Origin of the sequence: Pseudomonas baetica (genome assembly GCF_019733355.1) — a bacterium.
GTDB lineage: Bacteria > Pseudomonadota > Gammaproteobacteria > Pseudomonadales > Pseudomonadaceae > Aquipseudomonas > Aquipseudomonas baetica_A.
Genome location: NZ_JAIHLQ010000053.1, coordinates 1 through 15,828, shown reverse-complemented (window position 1 = coordinate 15,828; position 15,828 = coordinate 1). Strand labels below are relative to the sequence as shown.

General features: G+C 57.4%; 16 protein-coding genes and 1 tRNA gene. 13 read left to right on the top strand and 4 right to left on the bottom strand.

Annotation, left to right across the window (positions count from 1 at the left end; translation table 11 throughout):
* Positions 1–13: 13 nt before the first annotated feature.
* From K5E40_RS30495 to K5E40_RS30460, 8 genes are all read left to right on the top strand, one after another.
* Positions 14–532, top strand: coding sequence for an ankyrin repeat domain-containing protein (locus K5E40_RS30495; protein WP_221733909.1), 519 nt, complete (start codon positions 14–16; stop codon positions 530–532).
* An 86-nt stretch (positions 533–618) separates the two neighbouring features.
* Entirely contained in the window at positions 619–1,149 is a 531-nt protein-coding gene (locus K5E40_RS30490; RefSeq protein ID WP_221733908.1) for a hypothetical protein, read from the top strand.
* A 71-nt stretch (positions 1,150–1,220) separates the two neighbouring features.
* Complete coding sequence (locus tag K5E40_RS30485; protein ID WP_221733907.1) at positions 1,221–1,412, top strand: PLDc N-terminal domain-containing protein; 192 nt, start codon at positions 1,221–1,223, stop codon at positions 1,410–1,412.
* A gap of 276 nt (positions 1,413–1,688) precedes the next feature.
* Positions 1,689–1,922 carry a hypothetical protein gene (locus K5E40_RS30480; protein WP_221733906.1) on the top strand — a complete coding sequence of 78 codons (234 nt, stop codon included), beginning with the start codon at positions 1,689–1,691 and terminating at the stop codon, positions 1,920–1,922.
* A gap of 208 nt (positions 1,923–2,130) precedes the next feature.
* A complete protein-coding gene (locus tag K5E40_RS30475) occupies positions 2,131–2,478 on the top strand; it encodes a ribonuclease E inhibitor RraB (protein WP_003223226.1) in 348 nt (115 codons plus the stop codon).
* Between the two features lie 465 nt (positions 2,479–2,943).
* A complete protein-coding gene (locus tag K5E40_RS30470; RefSeq protein WP_103303811.1) occupies positions 2,944–4,353 on the top strand; it encodes a circularly permuted type 2 ATP-grasp protein in 1,410 nt (469 codons plus the stop codon).
* A gap of 12 nt (positions 4,354–4,365) precedes the next feature.
* The gene (locus tag K5E40_RS30465) at positions 4,366–5,316 is read left to right on the top strand and encodes an alpha-E domain-containing protein (RefSeq protein ID WP_221733905.1); all 951 of its coding nucleotides are present in this window, start codon (positions 4,366–4,368) and stop codon (positions 5,314–5,316) included.
* Positions 5,313–6,122 (top strand): transglutaminase family protein, encoded by an 810-nt coding sequence (locus tag K5E40_RS30460; RefSeq protein WP_221733904.1) that lies wholly within the window; start codon positions 5,313–5,315, stop codon positions 6,120–6,122. Before K5E40_RS30465 ends, K5E40_RS30460 begins: the two co-directional genes overlap by 4 nt.
* Before the next feature lie 128 nt (positions 6,123–6,250).
* Here the strand turns inward: K5E40_RS30460 and K5E40_RS30455 are convergent, their stop codons facing one another.
* On the bottom strand, positions 6,251–7,072 hold the full coding sequence (locus K5E40_RS30455; protein ID WP_221733927.1) for a cytochrome c: 822 nt from the start codon (positions 7,070–7,072) through the stop codon (positions 6,251–6,253).
* A 585-nt stretch (positions 7,073–7,657) separates the two neighbouring features.
* On the opposite strand from K5E40_RS30455, the gene K5E40_RS30450 reads away from it, so the two are divergent.
* The 3 genes from K5E40_RS30450 (at position 7,658) to K5E40_RS30440 (ending at position 11,856) form a co-directional block, all read left to right on the top strand.
* A complete protein-coding gene (locus K5E40_RS30450) occupies positions 7,658–8,863 on the top strand; it encodes an acetyl-CoA C-acetyltransferase (protein WP_221733903.1) in 1,206 nt (401 codons plus the stop codon).
* 24 nt (positions 8,864–8,887) lie between these two features.
* Positions 8,888–11,032, top strand: a complete 2,145-nt coding sequence (locus tag K5E40_RS30445) for a 3-hydroxyacyl-CoA dehydrogenase NAD-binding domain-containing protein (protein ID WP_221733902.1) — start codon at positions 8,888–8,890, stop codon at positions 11,030–11,032.
* A gap of 95 nt (positions 11,033–11,127) precedes the next feature.
* On the top strand, positions 11,128–11,856 hold the full coding sequence (locus K5E40_RS30440) for an amidotransferase (protein ID WP_221733901.1): 729 nt from the start codon (positions 11,128–11,130) through the stop codon (positions 11,854–11,856).
* A 47-nt stretch (positions 11,857–11,903) separates the two neighbouring features.
* On the opposite strand, the gene K5E40_RS30435 is transcribed toward K5E40_RS30440, so the two are convergent.
* From K5E40_RS30435 to K5E40_RS30425, 3 genes are all read right to left on the bottom strand, one after another.
* On the bottom strand, positions 11,904–12,875 hold the full coding sequence (locus K5E40_RS30435) for a magnesium and cobalt transport protein CorA (RefSeq protein WP_221733900.1): 972 nt from the start codon (positions 12,873–12,875) through the stop codon (positions 11,904–11,906).
* Between the two features lie 136 nt (positions 12,876–13,011).
* Positions 13,012–13,734 carry a 1-acylglycerol-3-phosphate O-acyltransferase gene (locus K5E40_RS30430; protein ID WP_221733899.1) on the bottom strand — a complete coding sequence of 241 codons (723 nt, stop codon included), beginning with the start codon at positions 13,732–13,734 and terminating at the stop codon, positions 13,012–13,014.
* 217 nt (positions 13,735–13,951) lie between these two features.
* The gene (locus K5E40_RS30425) at positions 13,952–14,641 is read right to left on the bottom strand and encodes a crotonase/enoyl-CoA hydratase family protein (protein ID WP_221733898.1); all 690 of its coding nucleotides are present in this window, start codon (positions 14,639–14,641) and stop codon (positions 13,952–13,954) included.
* 309 nt (positions 14,642–14,950) lie between these two features.
* On the opposite strand from K5E40_RS30425, the gene K5E40_RS30420 reads away from it, so the two are divergent.
* Both K5E40_RS30420 and K5E40_RS30415 read left to right on the top strand, forming a co-directional pair.
* A tRNA-Ser gene (locus K5E40_RS30420) sits at positions 14,951–15,040 on the top strand.
* Between the two features lie 467 nt (positions 15,041–15,507).
* Entirely contained in the window at positions 15,508–15,702 is a 195-nt protein-coding gene (locus tag K5E40_RS30415) for a hypothetical protein (protein WP_221733897.1), read from the top strand.
* Positions 15,703–15,828: the final 126 nt, after the last annotated feature.

The window sequence follows — 15,828 nt, the reverse complement described above, 5'->3', positions numbered from 1 at the left end:
GTGGAGTTGCCCCATGTCCGACCAAAGCCGCCAGATGACCCCTGAAGAGGCTGCCGAATTCACCGAGCAGGTTTTCAACAAGGCGCGCGACGGTGATGCAGTGATGCTGGATCGACTGATCAGCGCCGGCCTGCCGGTGAACCTGAAAAACACCAAGGGCGACACGTTGCTGATGTTGGCCAGTTACTACGGCCATGTGGATGCGGTACAGGTGCTGCTTAAACACAAGGCTGATCCGGAGATGCGCAATGGCAACGGCCAGAGCCCCATCGCCGGCGCAGCGTTCAAAGGTGATCTGGCTGTGGTCAAGGCACTGGTAGAAGCGGGCGCCGAGATCGAAGGTTCGTCGTTCGACGGTCGTACCGCGTTGATGATGGCGGCGATGTTCAACCGCGTTGAAATCGTCGATTACCTGATCAGCAAAGGCGCCGATCCGCAAGCCAAGGACGCTAACGGCGTGACTGCGCTGGACGCGGCTCGCACCATGGGCGCGGTCGACACCACCGCGCAGCTGGAAAAACTGTTGAGCTGAAATCAACTCTGTTGAACTGTGGCGAGGGAGAGAATGCGCTATCCTTCGCGCCCTCGAAATTCACCTTCGCCACAGGATCTGCCCTCATGAAAGCCGCACTCGTCGAACTCATCAGCAAAATCAGCTCCGGCTGCATGGGCGAGGACGAGATCCTGAAAGTGGCCGACGAGGCCGCACAGGCCTACGCCGATGCCGGTGCTTTCCTGACGGCCAACCCGGACATCAACTACGACGATACTTTCCCGATCACGTTGGGCGAGTGGGTGGTGGTCGGCAGCCTGCCGGAAACCGTGCTGTTCCAGGCCGACACCTACGTCGATCTGTTCGCGCAGATCGTTGCCTCGTTCGGTCCGGGAGTCGATTTCAACCTCAAGCCCAAGCAACTGGCCAAGACCGAAGCACTGACCGCGCTCAATCGCATTCAGGTGCAGATGAGCAGCCTGAACAAGGAAAACGGCGGTTACACGCTGATGAACTTCAGTCAGTTGCTCGACGACGAATTGCAAGTCGTACTGGTTTACGGCAACGACGTGCCACGGGTGCTGGCGTTGTGCGCCGAAGTCGGCATCGCCGCTGCGCCATCGCTGGAGGCCTTGAAGGTCGCTGTTCACGTCTGAGGGCAATAAAAGGGAACCCTTCGCGCGACCGTCTATCCTAAAAGTGCATGCCACTATTTTGGAGCGACACCATGGGTTCGACGTTTAACGGTCTGATCGGTCTGATCATTCTTGCCCTCGATATCTGGGCCATCATCAACGTACTGAAAAGCGGCGCCGAGACCGGGATGAAAGTCCTCTGGGTGCTGCTGATCGTCCTTCTGCCGGTGCTGGGCCTGATCATCTGGGCGATTGCCGGGCCACGGGGGAATGTGCGGATCTGAACCATTCTCGCGAACAACGCAGAACTTGTGAGGTTGTGTTAAGCCGATGGGGCGCGAAGCGTCCCTTGAACCGGTGGGCGCGGTCTGACAGAAAACCCCGTGATCTACGACTGCTTCTCAGCCGATCGGGAATAAATCCCCTTGCCACAAAAGCCCGCTTGCGCATTGGGTGTCTTTTTTTTCATGTTCGCCCGATGCAATCCTTTTGAACGATCAATCTGACCAAAAGTCGAGATAGAGGTAAGCCCATTTGCGGGTTTGATCGAGGAGGCACCGATGCAAAAGTGGAAAATCACTTTCGTGGACGATCATGGTGAAACTGTTGTTGAGGTCTTCGAGCGCGCCGAATGTCCCAGCGACGATGAGGCCGCTCGACTGATCAAGCAACGGCTCCTGCCTGTTGCCGCCGCACTGGATTTGAACGATCTGGAAGGCCGCACCGCCGATGCGGGTGTCAAAAGTCTGAAAACCCAGAACAGCATCGAAATCCGCAGCATCACCCCCATCTGAAATTCTTCCATCACTTATCACACCAGGCCTTGGCAGCAGCTCTATCTTGGGGCTACTCTGCAAGCGAGATCAGCGAACGGATCGCTAAGGTCTGGTCTTGTCAGCTACATGCTTGTTTCCCGCGTGCAACCAGTTTGCCGAAGTACTTAGGCCCAAGGCCCGGGGCGGGAATACGGAAAGTCTATCCATCATCCGAGGGGGACGATTCATGAGCACAGCCTATCAAGAAGACATCAGCAGCAACGTGTTGCGCCGCATGAAAGAAGGCGGTTTCGATTTTTCCCGATTCCATCCCATCGAGTTCTACGCCATTTTCCCGGACGAGGAGCGGGCGCGCAGGGCGGCAGGCAAGTTTCGCGGTGAATCCATCAATGCCCAGGTCAGTGCGCGCGACGACGGCGCCTGGTCTCTGGAATTAAGCAAAGTGATGTACGCGACTTATGACGATATTGGCGATTTCGAGCAGGGCTTCTCCGCCGTGGTCGAACCGCTGGGTGGCATCATCGAGGGCTGGGGCGTCAAGCAGGAGGTACGCAACCGCTACCGTTTGAACTGATCTCTGGTGTTTTTTGTTGAGCAACGGCTGACCTTCGGGTTGGCCGTTTTCGTTTATGGATCTCTTTTGCTTTCAAAACGTTTCACGCACGCAAAAAAAAGCCACCGCAGAGGGTGGCTAAAAGGGAAGACCGATAAATCGATGAAACCGTTCAGGGCCAAGGCTTTAAGGGCTGCACTGGCAGGCCGGATCAATTGAGCTGAAGACCTGCGCGTGGCAGCTTTTTCAGCGGATGCGCGGATTATCCGCCGCCCACGCCGAGCAGTGAAATCAACTCTGACTATGCTGGTGATAGACGACAACACTGCGTCGCAATGAGGCGGGGGCAATCAGGTTGGGGCATTTGTTGCACAGGAATGGTGCGGCGCCTGCGGCGTGAATATCCAACTGATTGAAATCAAAGCGTTTATGCCGATGGCACGGGCCTTGCGAAGGCCTGTATGTCCGGGTGACAAGGAGTACGGCATGATCCGCACCTATTTTGATGAGATGTACGATGCCGGCGGCCAGGTTCGCCCGCATTACCGGGAGTTTGCCCGGTGGTTGGCCGACACGCCTGACGAGCTGCTGGCCCAACGGCGACGCGAGGCCGATCTGCTGTTCCATCGTGCCGGGATTACCTTCACGCTCTACGGGGACGAGCAGGGCACAGAGCGCCTGATTCCTTTCGATACCATTCCGCGCAGCATCCCCGCCAGCGAATGGCGGATCGTCGAGCGCGGCTGCATCCAGCGGGTCAAGGCATTGAACATGTTCCTCGCCGACCTTTACCACGAGCAGCGCATCATCAAGGCCGGGATCATTCCCGCCGAGCAGGTGCTGGCCAACGAGCAATATCAGTTGGCGATGCAAGGGCTGGATCTGCACCGCGATATTTATTCGCACATCTCTGGTGTCGATCTGGTGCGCGACGGCGACGGCACCTATTACGTGCTCGAAGACAACCTGCGCACACCGAGCGGCGTGAGCTACATGCTCGAAGACCGCAAGATGATGATGCGCTTGTTCCCGGAGTTGTTCGCCGCGCAGCGCATCGCGCCGATCGACCACTACCCGAACCTGTTGCTCGACACCCTGAAAAGCTCAAGCCCGATTGATGACCCGAGTGTGGTGGTGTTGACGCCGGGGCGCTTCAACAGTGCATTCTTCGAGCATGCTTTTCTGGCGCGGGAAATGGGCGTTGAACTGGTGGAGGGCGCCGATCTGTTTGTGCGTGACGACAAAGTCTTCATGCGCACCACCGACGGCCCGAAAGCGGTCGACGTGATCTACCGCCGTCTCGACGACGCGTTCCTTGATCCGCTGGCGTTCAATCCGGATTCGATGCTGGGTGTGCCGGGGCTGCTGTCGTCCTATCGCTCCGGCAACGTGGTGCTCGCCAACGCCATTGGCACCGGTGTGGCCGATGACAAGTCGGTGTATCCGTTCGTGACCGACATGATCCGTTTCTACCTCGATGAAGAACCGATCCTGAAGAATGTGCCGACCTGGCAATGTCGCAATCCGTCTGAACTTTCCCATGTGCTGGCCAATCTTCCGGATCTGGTGGTCAAGGAAACCCAAGGCTCGGGCGGTTACGGGATGCTGGTGGGGCCGGCAGCGACGACGGCGGAAATCGATGCGTTCCGCGAGCGGATCAAAGCCAAGCCCCACGCGTACATCGCGCAACCAACGTTGTCGCTGTCGACCTGTCCGACCTTTGTCGAAAACGGCATTGCGCCACGCCATATCGACCTGCGTCCGTTTGTCTTGTCCGGTCGCGAAACGCGGGTTGTGCCAGGCGGTTTGACCCGTGTCGCCCTGCGTGAAGGCTCTCTGGTGGTGAATTCCTCCCAGGGCGGCGGAACCAAGGACACCTGGGTGGTCGAGGATTGAAGGAAGCTTGCCATGTTAAGTAGAACTGCCTCGGATCTGTATTGGATGTCGCGTTACCTGGAGCGAGCGGAAAACCTCGCACGGATGCTCGATATCAGTTATTCGCTGTCGCTGATGCCGCAAGACGGCCGCGGCGATGGTCTGCACGAACTGGCCATGCCGCTGTTGATCACCGGCACCCTCGACGATTATCTGGAGCGTCACGGCGCGCTGCATGCCGAACGACTGCTGCACTTTTTCGCCCTCGATGCCGCCAATCCGGCAAGCATCTACAGCTGCCTGGGCGCGGCGCGGGCCAGCGCTCACGCGGTGCGTGGGCGAATCACCGCAGACATGTGGGAAAACATCAACGCCACTTGGCTGGAGATTCGCGGGATCGCCGAACAGGGGCTGAGCCGTTATGGCATGAGCCGTTTCTGCGAATGGATCAAGGAGCGTTCGCACCTGTTCCGTGGGGCGTCCTACGGCACGATCATGCGCAACGATGCGTTTCGCTTCATTCGCTTGGGGACCTTTATCGAGCGAGCGGACAACACCTTGCGCCTGCTCGATGCCCGCTACGAAATGGCGGGTGATCAGGCCGAAGCGGTCAGTGACGGCACTGCTCACGCCTACTATCAGTGGAGTGCTTTGCTCAGGGCTTTGTCGTCGTTTGAGGCCTACACCGAAATCTATCGCGATGCGCCGGGGGCGAGGCATGTCGCCGAGTTGCTGCTGTTGCGCGCGGATGTGCCGCGTTCATTGCGCGCCTGCACCGAAGAGATCGACCAGATTCTCGCGCAGTTGCCCGGGGCCAACGGTCGGCCGGCACAACGGCTGGCCGCAGAAATGGACGCACGCCTGCGCTACACCGGCATCAGCGAAATCCTCGAGGAAGGCCTGCACGCCTGGCTGACCGAATTCATCCCGCTGGTGCGCCAGTTGGGTAACGCTATTCACAGTTCCTACCTGGAGGCTGCATGAGACTTTCCATTAGCCACGAGACCACCTATCACTACGAAGATCAGGTGCGGGCGAGCATCCAGTACCTGCGGCTGACACCCCACGACAGCGAGCGTCAGCACGTATTGAGCTGGCAACTCGACCTGCCGCGCCCGGTGCGTGCGCAACTCGATCCGTTCGGCAACATCCTGCATGTGTTGACCATGGACGAGCCGCACGAAGCGATCATCATCGGCGCCCGTGGCCAGGTGGATATCGATGAGTTGCGTGAGGCAGAGCACGAGAGCCAGTCGGCGTTACCGTTCCTGCGTTTTACTCGACTGACCGAGGCCGATGAGGCGCTGCGTGCGTTCGCCGAAAAAAACTGCAAGCAACGCCGCGACCGCACGGCGCTGATCGATTTGATGCACGGCTTGAACCAGCACATGACGTACACGCCGGGCTCCACTGAAGTGGATACCAGCGCCGCCGAGGCGTTCGCCGGCCGCTCAGGCGTTTGTCAGGATCATGCCCACGCGTTCCTGGCCTGCGCGCGTAGCCTGGGAATCCCATCGCGGTATGTGTCGGGTTATCTGTATAGCGAGGATTGTGAGCACCTGGCCAGCCATGCCTGGGCTGAGGCGTGGCTGGATGACGCCTGGTACAGCTTTGACGTGACCAATCAACTGGCGCGCCCTGAGCGACATCTTAAGCTGGCGGTGGGTCTGGATTATCTGGATGCCTGCCCGGTGCGCGGGATGCGCCGTGGTGGTGGGTGTGAGCAGATGCACGCGAAGGTGTTTGTATCGCCGACGCCGGTGCCGGTCATCTCCGTGCAACAGCAATAGGATTGGGGATGCCGCAAATGCTGGTAAGCCAGCCCACAGGTTATGCGTTGATTTTGAATCAGCATTGATCCTGTGGGAGCGGGCTTGCTCGCGAAGAGGTCAGAGCCAACAACCCAAGGCTCAAGAACTCAGGGCTTAACCTTGCGCCCAGCCATATGCTGCAAATACCCGATCAACATCTGCAAATCCCCATCCGGCAGCACATCGGCAGAAAACCCCGGCATCTTCGCCTGCGGCCACTGACGCAAACTTTGTGGGTCACGAATGTAGCGCTTGAGGAAGTCCGCCCCGAAATACTCGGTCGGGTTATACGGAATATTCAGATCCGGCCCGAACTGCGCATCTCCCGCACCATTCAATCGGTGGCATGCCAGACAGTTTTTCTGAAACAGCGCAAAACCCTGATTCACCGGATCATCGGCTTTCAGCGCAGGGTCAGGCAGCAGGGCAGGGAAGCGTTCGGCCACTGGTGCCATGCGCTTGATGCTTGCCACTTCGAACGGCCATTGCTCCGGGCTGATATTTCCCGCTTGTGGATCGGTCCACACCAGATAGAACGGCCCGGCGCTGTGCTTGCCCTCGGACAGAGGTGGCCATGGCTGAGCCGGATCTTCGATCGCCAGCCAGGCCCGCGCGCCTTTGGTGCTGAGCAATGGCGCAGCAGCCAGTTCGGCGGCAAACCCATCGAGTGCCACCGCTTGCAGGTGATCGTCGGGTTTGATCCCTGTCAGCAACGCAGCCATGGGCACGGCGCGATAGGTCATGTCCTTCTTGTAGGACACATCATTTTTGATCGTGAGGGTTCGCACTTGAGGATGCTTGAGCAACTCCTCGGTCTGCCAGGTACGGCTGTTTTCGCCAAGCCGCAGATCCAGTTGTGCCGCAGCCAGAGGCATGCTCAACAGCAACGGCAAGAACACAATAAGCGCTTTCAAATGATCGTCATCAATGTTGTGGGAATGCGCAAAGGTTGGCACAGACACGCTGGCCCGGGTAGCGGGCCAGTCATGTTTTTAGTGGCAATAAGCCGCGCCTGCCGCTTGGGTTCAGCCGATGACCTTGGTCAGGTTCGGCAAAATCAACAACAGCGTCGTGGCGAAAAGAATGAGTCCTGCTTGACGAACTTTCGGTTGTTTGAACATGGCTTGACCGCCTTTATTGTTATTTCCTGATGCTTGCCTGCATATCCATGACGGCAAGCGCTGCACTTCCTGTTAAGAACGCCTGCCCCGGCAAAACCCGACGACCATGACGTACCTGTCTTACATTAGGGCCCGCGTCACGCTTGGCTTAGATCCATTTCATATGGAGTTCCTACCATTTTCGATAAAAAGGACATGAGGCTTATTGCCAGCTTCTTTGCCGCCCGCTTGCTAGACAACTCGCCGACCTGAACCGGTTCACCCGGCGGCTGATGACCGTCCGTCTGAGCGTGTGCGTCAAGCGTATTGAGCGCTGAGGTCATTGAATCCGTGGGCGCTCGGGTCAAGAGTGAAGGCACAAGAAATCACTCACCGCACAGGTTCGAGGACGTCATGACCCAAGCTTTGATTTTCGATGCGTTACGCACGCCCCGCGGCAAAGGCAAGGCCGATGGCGCACTGCACAGCGTCAAACCGGTGAGTCTGGTGGCCGGTCTGCTGACCGCTCTGCAAGAGCGAACCTCACTGGACACCAGCCAGGTCGATGACGTTGTGCTGGGCTGCGTCACGCCGATGGGTGATCAAGGCTCTGACATTGCTAAAACGGCAGTGCAGGTGGCCGATTGGGACGTGAGCGTGGCGGGCGTGCAGATCAACCGCTTCTGCGCTTCGGGGCTGGAAGCGGTAAACCTCGGCGCCATGAAAGTACGCTCGGGTTTTGAAGACCTGGTGGTGGTCGGTGGCGTTGAATCGATGTCGCGTGTGCCGATGGGCAGCGATGGTGGTGCTTGGGCGCTGGATCCGCAGACCAATCTGCACAGCCACTTCACGCCTCAGGGCGTTGGTGCCGATCTGATCGCCACCCTCGAAGGCTTCAGTCGTCAGGACGTCGATGCCTATGCGTTGCACTCGCAACAGAAAGCGGCGCGGGCCAGAGCTGATGGTTCGTTCAGTAAGTCGCTGGTGCCCGTTCAGGATCAGAACGGCATCATCCTGCTTGATCACGATGAGTTCATTCGCGCCGAATCGACTCTCGAGGGGCTGGGCAAACTCAAGCCAAGTTTCGAAATGATGGGCCAGATGGGCTTCGACGCCACGGCGCTGCGGGTCTACAGCCATGTCGAGCGGATCAACCACGTACACACACCCGGCAACAGTTCCGGCATTGTCGACGGCGCGGCGCTGATGCTGATCGGCTCCGAAGCCAAGGGCCGGGCGCTGGGCCTGCAGCCTCGGGCGCGGATTGTCGCCACGGCGGTCACCAGCACTGATCCGACCATCATGCTCACCGGCCCCGCGCCGGCCACGCGCAAGGCGTTGGCCAAAGCGGGATTGCGCGTAGAGGAAATCGATCTGTTCGAGGTCAACGAAGCGTTTGCGTCGGTGGTCCTGAAATTCATCAAGGACATGGCCGTCGATCCGGACAAAGTCAACGTCAACGGCGGCTCCATCGCCATGGGCCACCCACTGGGCGCCACGGGTTGCGCGATCCTCGGCACCTTGCTCGATGAACTGGAAGCCCGACGCCTGCGCTATGGCCTGGCGACGCTGTGCGTCGGCGGCGGCATGGGCATTGCCACCATCATCGAACGTCTCTGAGCCCCGAATTCAAGGAACCTTGTTATGAGCGAAGCCATTCGTTACGAAAAAGGCCAGGACGGGATCGTCGTGCTGACCATCGACATGCCGGGCCAGAGCGCCAACACCATGAACGCCCTGTATCGCGAGGCTATGGCCGCTTGCGTCGCCCGGCTTGTCACTGAAAAAGACCGCATTGCTGGCGTCATCATCACCTCGGCGAAGAAAACCTTCTTTGCAGGTGGCGACCTCAATGAGCTGATCAAGGTCGGTAAGCCAGAAGCCAAAGCGTTCTACGACATGGTGCTGTCCCTCAAGGGGCAATTGCGCACTCTGGAAACCTTGGGCAAGCCGGTGGTTGCGGCGATCAACGGTGCGGCGCTCGGTGGCGGCTGGGAAATCTGCCTGGCTTGTCATCATCGCGTCGCTTTGGATGACGCGGCGGTGCAACTCGGTTTGCCGGAAGTCACCCTCGGCCTGCTGCCGGGGGGCGGCGGGGTCGTGCGCATGGTGCGAATGCTCGGCATCGAGAAGGCGCTGCCTTATCTGCTGGAGGGTAAAAAAGTGCGTCCGCAGCAAGCGTTGCAAGCCGGTTTGATTGATGAGTTGGCGGCGGATCGCGATGAGCTGCTGGCCAAGGCACGCGCCTGGATTGTCGCCAATCCGGCGGCGGTGCAGCGCTGGGATGTCAAGGGGTACCAGATTCCCGGCGGCACGCCGTCGAACCCGAAAGTGGCGCAGATGCTGGCGATTGCGCCGTCAATACTGCGTACGAAAACCCAAGGCACGCTGCCAGCGCCGGAAAAGATTCTGTGTGCGGCGGTGGAAGGCGCTCAGGTGGATTTCGATACCGCGCATCTGATCGAAACCCGCTATTTCACCGAGCTGACCACGGGGCAGATTTCGAAAAACCTGATCGGCACGTTCTGGTTTCAGCTCAATGAGATCAATGCCGGTGGGTCGCGGCCGCAGGGGCTCGCGCCGTATAAAACGCAGAAAGTCGGCGTACTCGGTGCGGGGATGATGGGCGCCGGGATCGCTTTTGTCAGCGCCTCGGCGGGCATTGACGTGGTGCTCAAGGACATCAACCTGGCGGCGGCCGAGAAGGGCAAAGCGTATTCGGCGGCGCTGCTGGACAAAAAAGTCGCCCGCGGGCAAATGAGTGCTGAACAGCGCGAAGCGGTGCTGGCGCGGATTCATGCCACTGAAACCGATGTCGACCTGGCGGGTTGCGATCTGATCATTGAAGCGGTATTCGAGGATCGCGAACTCAAAGCGCAGGTGTCTTTGGCGGCTCAGAAGGTTGTTGGCGCTGATGCCGTGATCGCCTCCAATACTTCAACCTTGCCGATCACCGGTCTGGCGAGTGCCGTCCCCGATCAGAGCAAATTCATTGGCCTGCACTTCTTCAGCCCTGTGGAGAAAATGCCGCTGGTGGAAATCATCAAAGGCGCGCAGACCAGCGATGAAACCCTGGCCCGTGGTTTTGATTTCGTACTGCAAATCAAGAAAACGCCGATTGTGGTCAACGACAGTCGCGGCTTCTTCACCTCACGCGTGTTCGGCACCTTCACCAATGAAGGCATCGCCATGCTCGGTGAGGGTGTAAGCGCACCGATGATCGAGACCGAAGCGCGCAAGGCCGGGATGCCGGTCGGGCCTCTGGCAATCTCTGACGAAGTTTCCCTCAGCCTGATGAGCCATATCCGCAAACAAACGGCCAAAGACCTGCAAGCAGAAGGGAAAGCGCTGACTGAGCACCCGGCCTTCGCCGTGATTGATTTGCTGCTCAACGAATACAAGCGCCCCGGCAAAGCGGCTGGCGGCGGTTTTTATGATTATCCGGCCGGTGGGCAGAAGCATTTGTGGCCGCAACTGAAAACCCGTTTTGAGAAGGCTGATGGGCAGATTTCGCCGAAGGACGTGCGCGACCGTCTGTTGTTCGTGCAGGCCATCGAAACCGTGCGCTGTGTGGAGGAGGGTGTGCTGACCTCAACGGCGGACGCCAATATCGGTTCGGTCTTTGGTATTGGTTTTGCGGCGTGGACCGGTGGTGCGTTGCAGTTCATCAATCAATACGGGGTGAAGGACTTCGTCGCCCGTGCGCAGTATCTGGCGGAGCAATATGGCGAGCGTTTTGCACCACCGGCGTTGTTGTTGGAGAAGGCTGCGAAAGGCGAGCTGTTTTAAGTGATAGGGAGAAGGCTGCGGGGCTTGCCTTGTCTGGGTGTTTCAGGGCAGGCTCTGGGGTGTTCATTATTCCCTTCATGTGTCAGGTATTTTTTATGTCGCTACGCATCTGCATTCTGGAAACCGACATCCTGCGTCCGGAACTGGTCGATCAATATCAGGGTTACGGGCAGATGTTTCAGCGTCTGTTCTCGCAGCAACCGATCGCCGCCGAGTTCACCGTCTACAACGTGATGCAGGGCGAATACCCGAGCGACGACCTGACGTTCGATGCGTACCTGGTCACCGGTAGCAAGGCTGACTCCTTTGGTACCGACCCGTGGATTCAAACCCTCAAGCAATACCTGCTGAGCCGTTACGAGCGTGGCGACAAACTGCTCGGTGTGTGCTTTGGCCATCAACTGCTGGCACTGCTGCTGGGTGGCAAGAGTGAGCGCGCGACTCAGGGTTGGGGCGTTGGCACCCACAACTACAAACTGGCGGCCAAGGCGCCGTGGATGAGTCCGGTGCGTGAGGAGCTGACACTGCTGATCAGCCACCAGGATCAGGTGACGGCGCTACCGGAAAACGCCACGGTCATTGCTTCCAGCGATTTCTGCCCGTTTGCGGCGTACCACATCAACGATCAGGTGCTGTGCTTCCAAGGGCATCCGGAATTCATTCACGATTATTCGCGTGCGTTGCTGGAACTGCGTCAGGAAGCGTTGGGTACGCAGATTTACAGCAAAGGCGTGGCCAGCCTTGATCAGGAGCATCATGGCGCTACGGTTGCGGAGTGGATGATGCGCTTTGTGGCGCACAAGCCAGAAGCTAAAGCTGTTTAAAATCTGACGCGGAACTTGTGGTGAGGGAGCCATTCCTCATCACAGCATTACAACCAGCCCGACTTCTTGAAACTTGCCCACAAACTCACACATCCCACCGTAATAAATCCCAGAACGCCGAAGTAACCGTAGTGCCAACTCAGTTCGGGCATGTTCTGAAAGTTCATCCCGTAGATCCCCGCCACCGCTGTCGGGAACGCCAGAATCGCCGCCCACGCCGCAAACTTGCGCTGCACTACGCTTTGTCTTGACGCCTCAAGCAAAACACCGACTTCGATGGTCTGGCTGGCGATTTCCGCCAGTGTAGTCAGGTCTTCCATCTGTCTTGTGACGTGGATTTGCACATCGCGGAAGTACGGGCGCATGTTCTTGTCGATAAACGGAAAGCTCAGTCGTTGCAGTTCTTCGCCGATTTCCACCATCGGCGCGGCGTACCGGCGCAGACGCACTACGTCGCGGCGTAAGCCATGAAGCCTTTGAATGTCGTGTTCGTTCAACGCACTGCACAGCACATTGCGCTCAAGTTCATCAATCTCGGCATGGATCGCTTCGCCTACGGGCTGGTAGTTCTCGATCACAAAATCGAGCAGCGCATAGAGGACGAAATCTTCCCCATGTTCCAGCAACAGCGGGCGTGCTTCACACCGTTGACGGACATAGGCGTACGACGCCGAGTGGCCGTTGCGCGCGGTAATGATGTAACCCTTGCCGGCGAAGATGTGGGTTTCGATGAATTGCAAAATCCCGTGTTCGCGGATTGGCGAGTACGTAACGATAAACAAAGCGTCGCCAAAGGTTTCCAGTTTTGGCCGGCTGTGTTTTTCCAGGGCATCTTCGATGGCCAGTTCGTGCAGGTTGAATTGGCGTTGCAGGTTGGACAATTCCTGCGCGTTCGGCTCTTCGAGGCCGATCCAGACAAAGTGGCCGGTTTTGGCGGCCCAGGCGGCGCCTTCATCAAGTGAAATATCGGTGACTTTCTTACCCGCGCTGTACACCGCAGCAGCAACAACTCGACCCATGGTGGTGGTTCACTTCTTCTTGGTAAATGGCAGGAATTACACGGCTTCAGCTTAGCCGTGTCGCTGCTTGAGAGTCAGTGAAATCCGCACAGTTCACCGCACAAAAGAAAACCCGCACGGCGGCGGGTTTGTTTGGTCAGGCGGCTTGCAGTTGCCGATCCATCGATTCGATGCATTCGCGCATTTGCTCGCGGCACTGGCTGATGAGCATGGGCATGTCGTCCATGGTCAGTCCAGCGGTAGGAATTGCCGGCAACGAGCGTATGAGAACTTTCCCGCTGCGCCAGCGATTCAAACGCATGTGCTTGATGTAGCTGCTGACACACACCGGAACGATCGGCACGCCAGCGGCAATCGCCATCTGGAACGCGCCTTTCTTGAACGGCAACAGTTCTTCACCGAGGTTACGCGTGCCCTCCGGGAACACCCAGATCGACGTGTCTTCGTTCTGCAAGGTTTGTGTGGTGGTGAGCATCGACTGGCGCGCTTTGTGCGCATTGCCACGGTCAATCAAAACGTTGCCGGCCAGCCAGAACAATTGCCCGAACAGCGGCACCCACTTCAGGCTCTTCTTGCCGATGCAGACGGTGCGGCGCGGCACGACATTGCCGAACACGAACAAATCATAGTTGGATTGATGATTGGCGATGATCACGCAACTGTCAGGCTTGCTCATCAAGCCGCTGACGTCGGACTTCACTCGCAGACGCAAAATGCACATCGCCGGCAAGGCGTAGAGGCGGGCGCATAAACGGCTGTTGTCCGGATTGAATGGGCGGCACAACCCGAGGATCACCCCCAGCACGCCGGCTAAAATAAAGTGCAGGCTCATCAATAACATACGAAACACGAACAGCATTTTCAGGCCCCACCGGCACAAAAGGTGGCGCAGTGTACGGATGTGCACTGTTTTCGGCAATTGCCGCTATAGAGTCAGGAGATAGGCGATGTTTAAGCGCATGTTTCAGATTTGTTTGTCAGACGCGTCCTAGAGCAGCCGTGGCGCTTTCAACGGAGCTTGCAGGAAAAAGCCCGACACGACGGTCGGGCTTTTCTTCAATGCTGGAACCGGGTGATTAACCCAGATGCTCCTGATCCTGGATGATGGCGTTATCCAGGGTTTCCAGCAGAGCCTTACGCACCTTCAGCTTGGTGTTTTTGTGCGCAGTCATGTTGATCTTCTTCAACTGACGCGCGGCAGCGAGTGCGGCACCTTGCAACTCCTCGGCGCAAACCACCTTGTCGAGGAAACCGGCATCCACAGCGCTTTTCGGATCAAACATCTCACCGTTGATCACCGAACGGTGGAATGCCGAACGACGCAGTCGATCACGGGCCAGTTCGATACCGGCGTGGTGCATGGTCATGCCGATCTGCACTTCGTTCAGGCCAATGCTGAACGGGCCATCGACGCCGATGCGGTAGTCGGCGGACAATAGAATGAAGGCACCCTTGGCCACGGCATGACCCGGGCAAGCGACGATCACCGGGAACGGGTGAGAGAGCAGACGGCGAGCCAGCGTCGAACCTGCGGTCACCAGCGACACGGCTTCTTTAGGGCCAGCGGTCATCACCTTCAGGTCATAACCACCCGACAGAATGCCCGGCTGACCGGTAATGATCACGATGGCACGATCAGTCACAGCCTGATCCAGCGCCGCATTGAACGCCGCAATCACGTCCGGGGAAATGGCATTGACCTTGCCGTTGCTCAAGGTCAGGGTCGCGATACCGTCTTCGAGGTGGTAGGAAATCAACTCACTCATGACGCTATTCCTTGTAAGAAAGATAGGCAGACGTTACTCACCGACGCAAGCCAGGTAAAGCGCCGTGACTGACCCGCCAGTCACCGTTTCCCGGCTTGCCCAGCGTAGCGCGCCAGATGGCTGACGCTTCGCCTTCTATATAGAAAGGCCGCGCCCACCGAAGATTGGCCGGTTTGCCATGGCCTGTCGGAGCGTGGAAACGACTTCTTCTCTTAACCGCATGAAAATTCTGAAAAAAAAGTTTGCCATCGGAAAAGCTTTCGACTACATTAGCGCGCCTCGACAGACAGAACATGTTTGAAGAGATACGGTGAAGTGTCCGAGTGGCTTAAGGAGCACGCCTGGAAAGTGTGTATACAGGAAACTGTATCGAGAGTTCGAATCTCTCCTTCACCGCCACATTCAGTAAACGCAAACCCCTGATTTTCCTAGAGAAAGTCGGGGGTTTGTGGTTTTTGGCGTCTGAAAAATGGTCATATGGGACCGATATGGGACTGGACGCCTATTTTTGGCCTCTCATTGTTGTGCCTTGGTGCCGCTTGGTGACTGCCCCGAGAATGGCGAGAGGGCGAATCGTTCACAGATTAAAAACGGCCTAGAGAGGCCAATCGACTGATCCGGTGGCGGCGGCTAAAAGCCGATTAGCCTGCTTACTATCCGCGCCAATGGTGGCGTCATGTGTGGGGAATTTCAGTCTTGTCGGTTTGTAGAACCAACCGTTACACGATGAAAATTTGGTTATTCATAGCAGCATTTTGATGCCGAATAAGTATTGCCTACTGTCAGGTTTGACAGGTGCCACTCTCCATGCTTTCAGTGATTATTTAGCGGCTTGATCATGTTAATTATCTTGGAGGTAAAAGTTTATGGAAAAAATAATTAGCGATAAAATATTAAGCTCTTTAATCTCAAATGCAGCGGACGCGGTTTCTTTAGAGTCGTTGTTGTTGGAGCGTGAGCGTTTATCAACGGGGCAACGTGTCAAAGTTGAATATGAGGGCGCGGTTTATACAGGTAGTGTGACGGATTATTTTACAACTTCTAGGGAAGGTCTGAAGTAAGACCTTCTTTTTCCAGCAAATCGGGCGTCAGGCTGTAAAAAAGAGAGCACTTCGCTGAAACTCTAGAAATATCGACTTTTTTCGATGAATAAGCCTGTTTTAAGCACTTATTAATCCTTAATTTCC

Coding starts and splice junctions, on each gene's coding strand:
- K5E40_RS30495 (WP_221733909.1), top strand. CDS start 14: ATGTCCGACCAAAGCCGCCAGATGACCCCTGAAGAGGCTGCCGAATTC.
- K5E40_RS30490 (WP_221733908.1), top strand. CDS start 619: ATGAAAGCCGCACTCGTCGAACTCATCAGCAAAATCAGCTCCGGCTGC.
- K5E40_RS30485 (WP_221733907.1), top strand. CDS start 1,221: ATGGGTTCGACGTTTAACGGTCTGATCGGTCTGATCATTCTTGCCCTC.
- K5E40_RS30480 (WP_221733906.1), top strand. CDS start 1,689: ATGCAAAAGTGGAAAATCACTTTCGTGGACGATCATGGTGAAACTGTT.
- K5E40_RS30475 (WP_003223226.1), top strand. CDS start 2,131: ATGAGCACAGCCTATCAAGAAGACATCAGCAGCAACGTGTTGCGCCGC.
- K5E40_RS30470 (WP_103303811.1), top strand. CDS start 2,944: ATGATCCGCACCTATTTTGATGAGATGTACGATGCCGGCGGCCAGGTT.
- K5E40_RS30465 (WP_221733905.1), top strand. CDS start 4,366: ATGTTAAGTAGAACTGCCTCGGATCTGTATTGGATGTCGCGTTACCTG.
- K5E40_RS30460 (WP_221733904.1), top strand. CDS start 5,313: ATGAGACTTTCCATTAGCCACGAGACCACCTATCACTACGAAGATCAG.
- K5E40_RS30450 (WP_221733903.1), top strand. CDS start 7,658: ATGACCCAAGCTTTGATTTTCGATGCGTTACGCACGCCCCGCGGCAAA.
- K5E40_RS30445 (WP_221733902.1), top strand. CDS start 8,888: ATGAGCGAAGCCATTCGTTACGAAAAAGGCCAGGACGGGATCGTCGTG.
- K5E40_RS30440 (WP_221733901.1), top strand. CDS start 11,128: ATGTCGCTACGCATCTGCATTCTGGAAACCGACATCCTGCGTCCGGAA.
- K5E40_RS30435 (WP_221733900.1), bottom strand. CDS start 12,875: ATGGGTCGAGTTGTTGCTGCTGCGGTGTACAGCGCGGGTAAGAAAGTC.
- K5E40_RS30430 (WP_221733899.1), bottom strand. CDS start 13,734: ATGCTGTTCGTGTTTCGTATGTTATTGATGAGCCTGCACTTTATTTTA.
- K5E40_RS30425 (WP_221733898.1), bottom strand. CDS start 14,641: ATGAGTGAGTTGATTTCCTACCACCTCGAAGACGGTATCGCGACCCTG.
- K5E40_RS30415 (WP_221733897.1), top strand. CDS start 15,508: ATGGAAAAAATAATTAGCGATAAAATATTAAGCTCTTTAATCTCAAAT.